The 13640-nt window shown below is 73.9% G+C and carries 11 protein-coding genes; 9 read left to right on the top strand and 2 right to left on the bottom strand.

Going from position 1 to position 13640, the window contains the following annotated elements:
- Positions 1–667 precede the first annotated feature (667 nt).
- The 6 genes from ACF09E_RS01160 (at position 668) to ACF09E_RS01135 (ending at position 8542) form a co-directional block, all read left to right on the top strand.
- The gene (locus ACF09E_RS01160; RefSeq protein ID WP_392203238.1) at positions 668–1759 is read left to right on the top strand and encodes an ABC transporter substrate-binding protein; all 1092 of its coding nucleotides are present in this window, start codon (positions 668–670) and stop codon (positions 1757–1759) included.
- 535 nt (positions 1760–2294) lie between these two features.
- Entirely contained in the window at positions 2295–4031 is a 1737-nt protein-coding gene (locus tag ACF09E_RS01155; protein ID WP_392203237.1) for a sugar ABC transporter ATP-binding protein, read from the top strand.
- Positions 4028–5002, top strand: a complete 975-nt coding sequence (locus ACF09E_RS01150; protein ID WP_392203236.1) for an ABC transporter permease — start codon at positions 4028–4030, stop codon at positions 5000–5002. Before ACF09E_RS01155 ends, ACF09E_RS01150 begins: the two co-directional genes overlap by 4 nt.
- Entirely contained in the window at positions 4999–6048 is a 1050-nt protein-coding gene (locus tag ACF09E_RS01145; RefSeq protein ID WP_388797423.1) for an ABC transporter permease, read from the top strand. Before ACF09E_RS01150 ends, ACF09E_RS01145 begins: the two co-directional genes overlap by 4 nt.
- 178 nt (positions 6049–6226) lie before the next feature.
- Positions 6227–7327: a LacI family DNA-binding transcriptional regulator gene (locus ACF09E_RS01140; RefSeq protein ID WP_392203235.1), complete on the top strand. Its 1101-nt coding sequence runs from the start codon at positions 6227–6229 to the stop codon at positions 7325–7327.
- A 123-nt stretch (positions 7328–7450) separates the two neighbouring features.
- Positions 7451–8542: an aldose epimerase family protein gene (locus ACF09E_RS01135; protein WP_392203234.1), complete on the top strand. Its 1092-nt coding sequence runs from the start codon at positions 7451–7453 to the stop codon at positions 8540–8542.
- A 276-nt stretch (positions 8543–8818) separates the two neighbouring features.
- On the opposite strand, the gene ACF09E_RS01130 is transcribed toward ACF09E_RS01135, so the two are convergent.
- Complete coding sequence (locus ACF09E_RS01130; RefSeq protein WP_392203233.1) at positions 8819–9280, bottom strand: hypothetical protein; 462 nt, start codon at positions 9278–9280, stop codon at positions 8819–8821.
- Between the two features lie 467 nt (positions 9281–9747).
- Here ACF09E_RS01130 and ACF09E_RS01125 point away from each other — a divergent pair, with 467 nt between their 5' ends.
- From ACF09E_RS01125 to ACF09E_RS01115, 3 genes are all read left to right on the top strand, one after another.
- On the top strand, positions 9748–10398 hold the full coding sequence (locus ACF09E_RS01125) for a DUF4360 domain-containing protein (RefSeq protein ID WP_392203232.1): 651 nt from the start codon (positions 9748–9750) through the stop codon (positions 10396–10398).
- Between the two features lie 242 nt (positions 10399–10640).
- Positions 10641–11777: a tetratricopeptide repeat protein gene (locus ACF09E_RS01120; protein ID WP_392203231.1), complete on the top strand. Its 1137-nt coding sequence runs from the start codon at positions 10641–10643 to the stop codon at positions 11775–11777.
- Positions 11778–11800: 23 nt separating this feature from the next.
- Positions 11801–12928, top strand: coding sequence for a polyprenyl synthetase family protein (locus ACF09E_RS01115; protein ID WP_392203230.1), 1128 nt, complete (start codon positions 11801–11803; stop codon positions 12926–12928).
- 132 nt (positions 12929–13060) lie between these two features.
- Here the strand turns inward: ACF09E_RS01115 and ACF09E_RS01110 are convergent, their stop codons facing one another.
- The gene (locus ACF09E_RS01110; RefSeq protein WP_392203229.1) at positions 13061–13639 is read right to left on the bottom strand and encodes a CGNR zinc finger domain-containing protein; all 579 of its coding nucleotides are present in this window, start codon (positions 13637–13639) and stop codon (positions 13061–13063) included.
- Position 13640 lies beyond the last annotated feature (1 nt).

Genomic DNA, 13640 nt, shown 5'->3' with positions numbered 1-13640 from the left:
GGCCGGGGGAGTCGTGCCGGGCGGCGGACGTGGTGTGCGGTGGCCGGACGGGGGTGTCGGATGGTGCTGTACGGAGTTCCCGTACGGGGTCGTGCGCGGCGTGCTGAGTTCTCGTGCGGAGTTCTCGTGCGGCGCCGGTGCGGCCCGTACGGGGGCGTGCGGGGTGGTGCGGCGCGCCGGACCGTGGTCGTCCGGCGGTCGTGCGGTGCCACCGCGGGGGTGTCCGCGGTGGCGGGGAACCGACGGTGTCCGAGCACGACACCGTGCGGGCACGGGACGGCCGACGGCGATGGCCGACCGTCATTCCAACGTTGGAAATCGGCGTGCAGCGGAATGACAGCACGCCGTCCGGCGCCTGTCCAGACCCCTCGCACCCTTCCGTCGGGCGGGCCCGGGGCCCACCGTCCGGCGGCGGGACCGGGGCGTGAGAGCGCGTTCAGGAAACGTCGTGCCGAACCCTTGCCGAGCGCTCCACGGCGCGGTTATAACGTTGTAAAGCCGCCGACGCCGCCCGGTCATCCGAGGGTATCGAGGCCGCGTTTCCGCAGTTCGGGCTCGTCACGGCCGGGCAGGCACGTCCTTCCCCGGGCAGGACGACAACGTTTCCCATCCCCGCGCGACCGCACGCCACTCGGCGGTGCTGTCCCCCGCCAAGGAGTGTCTTGACATGCCCCTTCCCAAGAGAACTCGCGTGCTCTCCCTCGCCTGTCTCGTGGCCGCCACCACCACGCTGGCGCTCAGCGGCTGCGCCAAGTCCGAGACCTCCGACCAGGCCGGCGGAGACAGCAGCCAGGGCGCGCAGGTCGTCCAGACCCCCACGGCGTCCGCGGCCACCGGATCCGGCTGCTCGCTGACCGCCTACGGCGCCCCCAAGCTGGACCTCAAGAACGCGGTCGTCGGCTTCTCCCAGTCGGAGAAGGAGGCCAACCCGTTCCGCATCGCCGAGACCCAGTCGATCAAGGACGAGGCCGCGAAGCTCGGAGTGAAGAAGCTGCTCACCACCAACGCGCAGTCGCAGCTCTCCAAGCAGATCAGTGACATCCAGGACATGCTGGCCCAGGGGGCGCAGTTCCTGATCGTCGCCCCGCTCAACTCCGACGGCCTGGAGCCGGCCCTGCAGGCGGCGGCCGCCAAGAAGGTGCCGGTCCTCACGATCGACCGCAAGGTGAACGCGACGGCCTGCAAGGACTACCTGGCCTTCCTCGGCTCGGACTTCGTCGAGCAGGGCAAGCGTGCCGCCGACGCGATGATCAAGGCGACGGGCGGCAAGGGCAAGGTCGCGATCCTCCTCGGCTCCTCCGGCAACAGCGTGACGACCGACCGGACCAAGGGATTCGTCGACCAGATCGGGGCCGAGGCGCCCGGCATCGAGATCGTCGCCCAGCAGACCGGTGAGTTCGCCCGTGACAAGGGCCAGCAGGTCATGGAGCAGCTCATCCAGTCGAAGCCCGACATCACCGCCGTCTACGCGGAGAACGACGAGATGGCCCTGGGGGCCGTGACGGCGCTCAAGGCCGCCGGCAAGGCACCGGGCAAGGACGTCAAGGTCGTCTCCATCGACGGCACGCGCAACGCCGTCCAGGCCCTCGCCAACGGCGAGCTCAACGCCGTCATCGAGTCCAACCCGCGCTTCGGCCCGCTGGCCTTCGCCACCGCCCAGAAGTTCTACGCCGGTGAGGGCATTCCCGAGGACGTCATCATCTCGGACCGCTCCTACGACCCGTCCAACGCCAAGGCGTCGCTCGGCGGGGCGTACTGACGCCGCGTCCCCTGCCCCGGCAGTCCCCGCGGTGACCAGGCCCTTCCGGCCCCCGGATCTCTCGCTCACCCGGCACCCCGGTCACCGGGCCGCGTGGTCACCCGGCCTCCTGGAACGGTGACCGGAGGCGGGACGGGCGGGCGGCCCGGGTCACCACCGCCGAGTCGGCTCGGGTCACCACGGCCGGGCCGGCCCGGGTCACCAGGGCCGGGGCAGCCGGCCCGGGTCGCCGCGGGACCTCCCCGCCCGTGGTGCCCGGGGCGCGGCGTATGCGTCTCCACGCCTCCGGCGCCCGCCGCCCGGCGCAGCCTCCGGGGCCGGTCCCGCCCCGTACGAGACTCCCGCCCGGCGTCAGGCCGGGCGGGCGGCTCCTGGACCGGGCGGGACCCGGCCCCGGCCGGCAGGCGCGACCCCGTTCTCTCCCCTGTGCGGTGCGGTCACGAAGGGCCCGCCCCCGCCCCCCGCCGGCACCCCACCACACCCCCATCCACACCCCCACCCTCACCCACACGAACCACTCCGGAAGGCCACGCTCATGGCACCCCCCGAAGCGGCCCCGTCCGCAGTGACCGGCACCGCGCCGTCGCTCGCGCCGACGGTGCTGGAAGCGCGCGGCGTCGGGAAGCGATTCCCCGGCGTCGTGGCCCTCGACGACGTGTCGTTCACGCTCCGCGCCGGCGAGACCCATGCGCTCGTCGGTGAGAACGGCGCGGGCAAGTCCACCCTCATCAAGGTGCTCACGGGCGTCCACCGACCGGACAGCGGCGAGCTGCTGCTCGCGGACCGTCCCGTCCACTTCTCGCGCCCCTTCGAGGCGCAGCAGGCCGGCATCTCCACGATCTACCAGGAGGTGAACCTGGTTCCGCTGATGAGCGTCGCCCGCAACATCTTCCTCGGCCGCGAGCCCCGAACCCGCCTCCGGCTGATCGACTTCTCGCGGATGCACGCCGAGGCCTCGGCCCTCCTCGACGGGTTCGGCGTCGACGTCGACCCGCGCCGTCCGCTGCACACCCTGGGCATCGGCGCGCAGCAGATGGTGGCGCTCGCCCGCGCGGTGTCGGTCCGGGCCAACGTCGTCGTCATGGACGAGCCCACCTCGTCCCTGGAGCCGCGCGAGGTCGAGACGCTGTTCCGGGTGATCGGCGACCTGCGCCGGCAGAACATCGCCGTCGTGTACGTCAGTCACCGGATGGACGAGCTCTACCGGATCTGCGACCGGGTGACGGTGCTCCGCGACGGCAGGCACATCCACACCGGCGATCTGGCGGCGCTCGACCGGATGCAGCTGGTCTCCATGATGCTGGGCCGGGAGCTCTCCGAGGTGCGCAGGCACGGCACGACGAGCTTCGCCGGCGAGGGGCACGACATCGCCCGCAAGCCCGTCCTCACGGCCACCGGCATGGTCAGGAGGCACCAGCTCGACGACGTCTCGCTGGAGCTCCACCCGGGGGAGGTGCTGGGGCTCGGCGGTCTGCTGGGCTCCGGCCGGAGCGAGACGGCGAAGGCGCTCGCCGGCGCCCTGCCGCTGGACTCGGGGCGGATCGCGGTCGGCGGCGCGCCGCTGGAACGGTTCTCCTCCGCGAGCGCCATCCGTGCCGGGATCAGCCTGCTGCCCGAGGACCGCAAGGCCGAGGGCATCGTGCCGGGCCTGTCGGTGCGCGAGAACATCGTGCTCGCGGCGCTGCCCCGGCTCTCGCGGGCGGGCATCGTCTCGCGCGCGCAGCAGGACCGCGTCGTCGACGTCTTCATGCGGCGACTGCGGATCAAGGCCTCCAGCCCGGAGCAGAAGGTCGGCGAACTGTCCGGCGGGAACCAGCAGAAGGTGCTCCTGGCGCGTTGGCTCTGCCTCGAACCGAAGGTGCTGCTGCTCGACGAACCCACCCGCGGAATCGACGTCGGGGCCAAGGCGGAGGTCCAGGCCCTCATCGACGAACTCGCCCAGGAGGGGCTCGCCGTCCTCCTGATCTCGTCCGACATCGAGGAACTGGTCGAGGGCGCGGACCGGATCGTCGTCCTCAGGAACGGGGCGACGGCGGGTGAACTGACCGGGGACCAGGTGTCGGAGAGCGAGCTGCTCGCCGTACTCGCGGACCACGCACCACCCCCCGAACCCCCTGCCGCCGAGACAGCCGCCCCCGCACCCCCCGCCCCCGCACCCCCCGCCGCGCCGGCCGTCGCCGAGACGGCCGTCACCAAGGCCCTCGCCCCCCAGCCGGCCGTCACCACGTCCGGCGGCGCCACGCCCGAGGACGCCGAGGAGGACCTCCGATGACCACCCAGGTAACCGCCGCGCCGCCGGCCGGCGCCGCCGCGCGGCGCAGCGCCCCGGCCTGGTTCCAGGAGTACGGCGTGTACGCGGCGGTGGCAGCGCTCCTGCTGTTCAACGCGCTCTTCACCGAGCACTTCCTCACCGCCGACAACCTCCGCACCCAGCTCATCCAGGTCGCCCCGATCGTCATCGTGGCGCTGGGCATGGCGCTGGTGATCGGCACCGAGGGGGTCGACCTCTCCGTGGGGTCGGCCATGGCCCTCGCGGCGGCCCTGCTGCCGCTGTACCTGGGCTACGGCCTCGTCCCCGCCCTGCTGATCGCGCTGCTCGCCGGCGCCGTCGTCGGAGCGGTGAACGGCGCCCTCGTGTCCGTCGTCGGCCTGCAGCCGATCGTCGCCACCCTGGCACTGTTCGTCGGCGGACGCGGCCTCGCGCTCGTGATGGCGGACGGTCGGCTCAAGCAGATCGTCAACCCGGACCTGCTGTCGCTGGGCACCGGAAGCGTTCTCGGCATCCCGCTGGTCGTCCTGATCGCCGTCGCCCTGGCGCTCGCGGTCGCCTTCCTCGTCCACCGGACCACCTTCGGGCGCCAGGTCGTCGCGATCGGCGGCAACCGGTCGGCGGCCGCCCTCTCCGGACTCCCCGTCAAGCGCGTGCTGACCGGGGTGTACGTCCTGTGCGGCGTCCTCGCCGCCCTCGCGGGCGTCCTGGCCACCGCGCGCCTCACCGCGAGCGACCCCTCGTCCCTCGGCACCCTCATGGAGCTGTCCGCGATCACGGCCGTGGTCGTCGGCGGAACCCCGCTCAGCGGCGGGTCCATCCGGGTGCTCGGCACCGTCGCGGGCGCGCTGCTGATGCAGCTGCTGCGCGCCACGCTCGTCAAGCACGACCTGCCCGACTCCACCGCCCAGATCGCCCAGGCGGTCATCATCATCGCCGCCGTCTACGTCGCACGGGAGCGCCGATCCCGATGAACCCCACCTCCTCGCTCGCCGCTCCGGGCACCGCACCCTCGGCGCCCCACGGGAGCGGCGCCGCCGCCGACCGCGGGCGGGCCGACGTCTCCGGCCGGGAACGGCTCGCCGCGCTCGTGCAGCGCCAGGGCGTCCTCGCCGTGCTGCTGCTCGTCGTCGTGATCGCCTCCTTCGTCTATCCCACCTTCGCCACGCTGGACAACGCGCGGGGCGTGACGGTGCAGGCCTCGTTCCTGGCCGTCGTCGCGCTGGGCATGACCCTGGTGATCATCACCGGCGGCATCGACCTGTCCGTCGGCTCGGTGTTCGCGCTGGGCGGCGTGCTCGCCGCCTGGGCCTCGCAGTGGGGCATCCTGCCCGCCCTGCTCGTCCCGCTCGCGGTCTGCGGGGCGATCGGACTGGTCAACGGCCTGCTGATCGCCCGGGCCGGCATGGCACCCTTCATCGTCACGCTCGCCTCGCTCCTCGGGGCCCGAGGACTGCTGCTCGCCCTCACCGACGAGGGCGCCACCACGTACCTGGTCCCCAAGGACTCGGCGTTCGCCGAGCTCGGGCAGGGGAGCGTGGCGGGCTTCGGCTACCCGATCCTGGTCGCCCTCGCCCTGTTCGGCATCGGCGGGCTCGTGCTCCAGCGCACCTCGTTCGGCCAGACGCTGTTCGCCGTCGGCGGCAGCAGCGACGCCGCCACCCTCATGGGCCTGCCCGTGGCCCGTGCCAAGGTGACGGTGTACCTGCTGAGCGGCCTGCTCGCGGGTCTGGCGGGAGCGATCAACGCGGCCCGGCTCTCCTCCGGCGTCACGATCATCGGCGCGGGCATGGAGCTCGACGCGATCGCCGCCGTCGTCATCGGCGGGACGCTGCTGGTGGGCGGCGCCGGCTCGGTGAGCGGGACCCTGTGGGGCGTCCTGCTGCTGGCGGTGATCCAGAACCTGATCAACCAGATCGGCACGCTCAACTCCTCGTACCAGTCGGTGGTCAGCGGTGGATTCCTCATCCTCGTCGTCGTCGCCCAGCGCTACCTGTCGCGGAGCCGAAGTACCGTCTGACGAGGGACGGATCCTGCTCGGCCCCGCCCGGTCCGCCGGCGGTCCGGGCACGGTCCGGGCACGTCCCCGGGGCGGGAGCGCACCTCCGCCCCGGGCGTCCCGGGCCCCTCCCGCCAGACCCAGAGCAGATCCAGTGAGCGGATCCCGAGCGGATCCGGAGCCGAAGCAGAGGAGTGCCGTGGGCGTCAGCCTCAAGGACGTCGCGCAGCGGGCGGGCGTGTCGATCAAGACCGTGTCCAACGTCGTGAACAACTATCCCCACGTCACGCCGCAGATGCGCGCCAAGGTGCAGCAGGCCATCGACGAGCTCGGGTACCGGCCGAACCTCACCGCCCGGCACCTGCGCAAGGGACGCACCGGCATCATCGCCTTCGCCGTGCCCGAGCTGGGCAACCCGTACTTCGCCGAGCTGGCGGGCGCCATCATCGACGCCGCGGCCCAGCACGACTACACCGTCCTGGTCGACCACACTGCGGGGCTGCGCGAGCGGGAGCTGCTGGTCTGCCAGGAGTTCCGCTCGCACGTCATCGACGGCCTGATCCTGAGCCCGATCCACCTGGAGACCGCGGACCTGGTCGCCCGCCAGGAGACCTCGCCGCTGGTGCTGCTCGGCGAGCGGGAGTACGAGGCTCCGTACGACCAGATCGCCATCGACAACGTGGCGGCGGCGCGCGAGGCGGTCCGCCACCTCGTGGGCCTGGGCCGCCGCCGCATCGCGTTCCTCGGTTCCCGGACCGGCCGCGAGCGGCAGCCGGCGCACCTGCGGCTGCGCGGCTGGCGGGAGGAGCTCGTCGCCTCGGGCCTGGATCCGGCTGAGACGCTCGTGGTCGCCACGGACGGATACGGCCGGTCCGACGGTGCCACCGCCATGGCGGAGCTCCTGGACCGGGGGGAGCGGCCCGACGCGGTCTTCGCGTACAACGACCTCATCGCCCTCGGAGCCCTGCGGACGCTCACCGAACGCGGTCTCCGCGTCCCGGAGGACATCGCCGTGGTCGGCTTCGACGACATCGAGGAGGGCCGCTTCGGCGCGATCAGCCTCACCACCGTCGCCCCGGACAAGCACGCCATCGCCCGGCTGGCCGTGGACCGCCTGGTCGAGCGCCTCAGCGGCCGTCCGGCGTCCGAGCCGCGCAGGATCAGCCCCGGGTACGAACTCGTCGTCCGGGAGTCCACCGGGGGCGCTCCCGCCCCCGGTCACACCGCCGCCGGCCCTGCCGACCCCACCCCCACCGACTCCGGCCCGGCCGACGCCGACCGGCCCGCCCCACCCGCCTGACGCCGCCGCGGCCCCGTGCCCGCGGAGGCCCGCACGGCACACCCGACCGCCCCCCGCCCCCGCGCGGAGCCCCGCCACCCCGTCGCGACCCACCGCCCCACCCCCTTGCCCCGAGGACTCGCCATGCTCCGACCCACCGTCCGCCACCGGCCGTTCGGCACCGCCCCGAGCGGAGAGGACGTCGGCCTCTGGCGGCTGGAGTCCCCCTCCGGCGTGTACGCCGAGGTCCTCACGTACGGGGGCGTCCTGCACGCCCTCGGCGTCCCCGGCCCCGGGGGCGGCACGGAGAACGTGGTGCTGTCGCTCACCTCCGTGGACCAGTACGCCGAGAAGGGCCCGTACCTCGGTGCGCTCGTCGGCCGGTACGCCAACCGCATCGCCCACGGTCGCTTCACCCTCGACGGCACGACGCACCAGGTGCCGCCCAACGACCGCGGCCACGCCCTGCACGGCGGCCCCCGGGGCTTCGACGGCAAGGTGTGGGAGGCGCACCCCGTGACGGACGGCGAGACGGCCGGCCTCCGCCTGTCCCTGCACAGCCCCGACGGCGACATGGGGTTCCCCGGGGCCCTCGACGCCACCGTCACGTACTCCCTCGACGCGGCCGGCACGCTCGCCGTCGACTGCACGGCCACCACCGACCGCCCCACCGTCGTGAGCCTCACCAACCACGCCTACTTCAACCTGGCGGGAGCCGGAGACGTCCTCGGCCACACCCTCCAGGTCGCCTCGGAGGCCTACCTGCCCGTCGACGAAGGCGGCATTCCCCTCGGCCCTCTCCACGCCGTGGCGGACACCCCGTTCGACCTCCGGTCCCCCCGGCTCCTGGGGGAGTGCGTCCGGTCGACCGACGAGCAGGTCGCCCGGGCCGGCGGCTTCGACCACTGCTGGGCACTGCCGGGCCGCGAGCCGGGACCCCTCCGGTACGCCGCCCGGCTGGCGGCGCCGGCGGGCACGCGCGTGATGGAGGTGTGGACGACGGCGCCGGGCGTGCAGGTCTACACCGCCAACCACCTGGACGGCTCCCTCTCCGACGGCACCGGGCGCAGCCACGAGCGGCACGGCGCGGTCTGCCTGGAGACGCAGCACTTCCCCGACGCGCCCAACCACCCCGAGTACCCCAGCGCGGTGCTCCGCCCCGGCGGGACGGCCCACCGGCGCACGGAGTTCCGCTTCCCGCACCTCACGAGCGCGCCGGAACAACAGCCGAACTGACCTCGCGGGCACGGCGTACGGGAAGCCGGCAGGACCCCGCCTCCGGAGGGGTTCGGCCGCGAGGCGTGTGAACGACGCGATGGAGGCCCTGTGGACGTGCGGGCCCACCGCCCCCGCACCGCACGCCGCCAGGCACCACACCCCGGACCCCGTTGGACTACCTGAACAGCCAGGACGGAGACCTGACGGTCGAGCAGCGAAGGCATCGATCCCAGACGCCCTCAGCCTCTGGGCCGGCAGCTTCGGCCATGCCCTGCGGGCGGGGGCCTGGCGACGTCAGCACGTCTTCCCGATCTTCAACGCTCGTGCCCGCTCTCCCCGGTTCTCCGGGTGGATGCGCTCGGCCAGGCAGTGCCGGTGGGAGATGAGCGTGTGGCTTCCCGGACCGTCGCTGCTGCGCGAGTCCAGGACGAGGGCGTCTCCACCCGGGCCCAAGGTGATCGCTTCACCACAGAAGTCGCAGCCCCAGACCAGCGACTCCAGATCGGCAGGTCGGATGGTGAGCCGCACCGACACCGGCGGATGCCACCGGTGGATCTGCTCGACCACCGCGTCGATCCGTGAACCCACGGGTGGAAAGAGCGCGAGCAGTTCGTCGTAGCTGCTCGTGGTACCGGAGAACTGCTGGATCATGTCGATCGAGGCCGACAGGCCGGCGTTCTCGTACCCGACGATCTCGACGAGCACCCCCCACGGGTGATGGCTCATGACGCTGGCCTGCACCTTCTGGCCAGGCATGAGTGCCAGACTTTCCGTCTCGAATCTTTCCAACCGCTTTCCCATCCCTCGGGCCGGACTTCGTCGCCTGCGACGCCTGTGAGAGCCGACCCCGTCGCAGGACCCGGCAGAGTCGGGCGGCCTTCGACCGCTGCCAAGTGGCCTTCCGCGCCAAAGATGTGCGATCCGCGCGGCGGTTTATGGCCGGGCTCCATCCTGTCCCGGAGCGCGCCGGCCCCTAGCATTCGACCATCCCCGCTCGGACCGGCGGGGTGGCCGGACAGAGCTCATACGCATGATAGTTCAACCGTTGTCCGTTGGACTACCCCGCTGCGTATCCCGGCCCTTCCGATCTCTCGCGCCAGGTCCCGCCGTGGTGCTCCCCCGAGGACCGCCGCCGGGGCCCGGCGCGCCGCAGCCCGGCCCGTGGCACGGACGCAGCTGTGCGTCCCCGCCCGCCGGGCAACGAAGCACCGGATGGGAGAAGCATGAGATTTCCCCTGCTCGTGACCGGGGCGGCCGTCGCCCTCTTCGCCTCGGCCCTGCCCGCCGAGGCCGGCCCCTCGTCGATCGTCGACCCGCCGCCGGACAGGATCGTCATCGACATCGCCACGGTCAACGGCTCCGGCTGCCCGCTGGGCACCGCCGCGATCGCCGTCTCCGAGGACAACACCGCCTTCACCGTCACCTACAGCGAGTACCTCGCGCAGGTGGGCGGCGGCTCCTCCCCGACCGCGGCCCGCCGGAACTGCCAGCTGAACCTGCTGGTCCACGTCCCGCAGGGATTCACGTACGCCATCGCCAGCGCCGACTACCGGGGATACGCCTCGCTCCAGCGCGGGGCGAGCAGCACGGAGAAGGCCTCGTACTACTTCCAGGGCTCGCCGAGCACCGCCTCCCGCACCCACACCTTCCGGGGCCCCTACGAGGACAACTGGCAGTCGACCGACGACACCGACTGGGCGCAACTGGTCTGGGCGCCCTGCGGCGTGCAGCGCAACTTCAACATCAACACCGAACTCCGGGTGACCGCGGGCACGTCGGCCCCGGGCTCCACCAGCTACATGACGATGGACTCCACGGACGGTGACATCAGCACCGTCTACCACCTGGCGTGGAAGGAGTGCCCGGCCGGCTGACGGCCCGCGGCGGCCGCGGCGCCCCGCGCGCCCGGCCGCCCGCCGCCCGTCTCCCGGGAGCTCCCTCGCGCACCGCACCCGCGTACATCTCGCTGGGGACTCCCGTGCCCCGCGTCGTACTTGAGGAGGACCCGGCCGCCCCCACGGAGACGGAGATCGCGACCGAAGCGGAACCCGGGCGCCCCGACTCCGTCTTGATCCTCGCGTCGGCTTGATCGTCGAGTCGACCCGAGGAGGTTCTGATGGCAGGTCAGGTGACGGAGCATCCGGCGAGGGCGTCGGCGCCGGAATACCAAGGGGCGCTGGGGTCGCTCTCGGTCAACGCCTCTCTGCCGGAGGTGCTCGACCGCGGCGTCCGGGAGCTCCGCGCGGCGGAGGAGGCCGGGGACGCCCGGGAGGCGGCCCGTTGCGGACTGGCGGTGGCCGAGGCGTGCCGCAGGCTCGGCCGCGTCGAGGACGCCGACCGGGCGTGGAAGGCGAGCTTCCGGGCGGCGCGCTCCGCGGGCCACGAGGGAGCCATGGCGTGGGCCTTGTGGAGCGGCGGAACGCTGGCCCGCCAGCGCGGCGCGCTCAGGCTGGCCTACCGGCTGCTCGGTCTCGCGGCCGAGGCCGGCGAGCGGGGCGGGGACGTCGTCGTGCGGGGCTACTCGCTGGCGGGACTCGCCGAGACCGGCCGCATCCAGGGCGACTACGAGGCGGTCGGACGGCTGCACGAGCAGCTGCTCGCCGAGGCCCGCCGCCGGGGCGAGGCCCGGCACACCGTCTGGGCCCTGGAGGGCATCGCCCAGATGCACCGCAACACCGGTTCCTACGACCGGGCCCTGGCCCTCTTCGAGGAGGCCGCCGACACGGCGGCGCGCGCCGAGGACCGCCGCGGCTGGGCCTGGGCGCTGCGGGGCATCGCCGACGTGGTGTCCGTGCGCGACGGGGACGTGGAGCGGGCCCTGTCCCTGCTGACGCGGGCCGAGGAGGCCTGCCGGGAGGTACGCCTCGCCGGAGCCCTCGCCTACAACCACAAGATGCGGGGCAACGTGCTGTACCGGGCGGGGCGTTACGCGGAGGCCCGCGAACTCTACGCCCGGGCCCTGGAGGAGTTCCGTGCGATGGAGGAGCCACGCGGAGCGGCCCTTTCGCGACTGGGACTGGTCAAGGCCGACGCCCGGCTCGGCCGCGACGCCGCGCACACCTCCGCCGAGCTGGCGGCACTCCGCACCACGCTGGACCGCATCGGACTGCGGCACGCCCGGAACATGGTCGACAAGGCCGCCGCCGAACTCGGCCTCGGGCCCCTCCCCGAGACGGCGGGGGAGCCCGGAACGGTACTGGCGGACGTCGGCGAGGCGGCCCTGCGGAAGGCCGACGTGGAGGGGCTGCGGTGAGGGCCCTCCCGACGCCTGTCCCGGTGGCTCGCACCCCGTTCGGAGCCCCGACCCCGGCGGGCCCCGTCCGGACGCCCGGGATCCCGGCGACCGCTCTTCTGGGACGGTGCAGCGACCAGGTCCGGCCCGCGCTCGTCCAGGCCGTCGGCCGCCTCCACCCCTGGACCGGCGAGATGGCGGCGTACGCGCTCGGCTGGGCCGACCGGGACGGAGCCCCGGACCCCGCGGGGTCCGAGGGCAAGGGGGTGCGGCAGACCCTCGCGGTGCTCGGCGCGGAGGCCGTCGGCGCGGACGGCGCCGTGGCCGTCCCGGGAGCCGTCGCCGTCGAACTCGTCCACACCTTCTCCCTGCTCCACGACGACATCATGGACGCCGACGCGCTGCGCCGGCAGCGCCCGGCGGTCTGGAAGGCGTACGGGACCGGCCCCGGCGTCCTGGCCGGAGACGCGCTCCTCGCCCAGGCCGTCACGGTCCTGGCCGAGACGCCGGGCCACCGCACGGGGGAGGCGGTACGGAATCTGTGCCGGGCCCTGAACGACCTGGTGTCGGGCCAGGCGGAGGACCTGCGCTTCGAAGAGCGCCCCTGGCGCGGCCCCGGAGCGGTCCGGCCCGAGCAGTACTGGTCGATGGCCGAGCACAAGACGGGAGCCCTGCTGGGCTGTGCGCTGGCGCTGGGCGCGATCCTCGGTGGCGCGCCCGAGCGGACCGTGGCCGTGCTCGAACGCGCCGGCCGCCACCTCGGCCTCGCGTTCCAGGCGGTCGACGACCTCCTCGGCGTCTGGGGCGATCCGCGGGTGACCGGCAAGCCCGTCCACGCGGACCTCCGGCAGGGCAAGAAGACCTATCCGGTCCTCGTCGCCCTCGCCGACGGGGGCGCCGCCGCCCGCGAACTCGGCGTGCTGCTGGACTCCGTCGGGCCGATCGACGGCGAGACCGCCGAGCGGGCCGCCGCGCTCGTGGACGAGGCGGGCGGCCGTGCCGGTACGCGTGAGGAGGCGCGCCGTCACCTGGACGCGGCGCGCCGGACGCTGCGGGAGGCCCTGCCGGCGGGGCGGGCGGGACTCCCGGCCGGACACGCGGCGCTCGCGGCCGGCCGGGCGGCGCGGGAGCTGGACGCGCTGTTCACGCAGTTGCTCGACCGCACGTGGTGACGACCCGAGCCGTCCCGAGCCGTCCCGGGCCGACCCGACCCGACCCGACCCGAGCCGGCCCGGGCCCGGCCCGCCCGCGGCCCGGGAGCGGACCGTCGGCGGTCGCGCGGCGCCCGGACCGGCCGGGCGCCGTCAGGAGGGACCGCCGGGGGGCGCGGCGGCGAGGTTCCGGCGGTGAGCCGCCACGCGCTCGCGCGTCGCGCACCTGCGGGAGCAGTATCGGCGCTCGGGACCGCTGCCCTGGGCGACGAAGACGTTCTGGCAGCCGGGCGAGGCGCAGACCCTGCCGGGCGGCCGCTGGCGGTCCCAGACGAGGACGGTCAGCGCCATGCACGACGAGGCGAGGAACCACTCCTCCCAGGGAGCCTCGTCGTCGGGGTCGAGATGGGGGTGCCAGGGGCTGTCACCGTCGTGCGAGGTCAGGCGGAGCGGGCCGGTGTGCTCCCGCAGGAGGCGGTTGAGGGCCGCGGCGGCCTCGTCGACGTGCTCGGCGGCGAAGACCTGCCGCAGCAGCGACGCCGCCGCGCGCATGCCGGCGACGTCGCGCGGGGTGAGCTCCAGCGGGTCGCTCTCGCCGTACGCCCGCAGGACGGCGGCGACTTCGGCCGGGTCGGGGGCTTCGTCGGCGAGGACGTTGAGCAGGGCGGCGGTCCGCTGCGCGGTGGCCTGCACCGAGTGCCGGGTGGACCAGTCGTCACGGGGAGGGGACATG

The sequence above is a fragment of the Streptomyces sp. NPDC014891 genome (assembly GCF_043081085.1).
In the GTDB taxonomy this organism is placed as follows: Bacteria; Actinomycetota; Actinomycetes; order Streptomycetales; family Streptomycetaceae; genus Streptomyces.
Note: the sequence above shows the minus strand (reverse complement) of the source record. Positions and strands in the feature narration are given on the sequence as shown.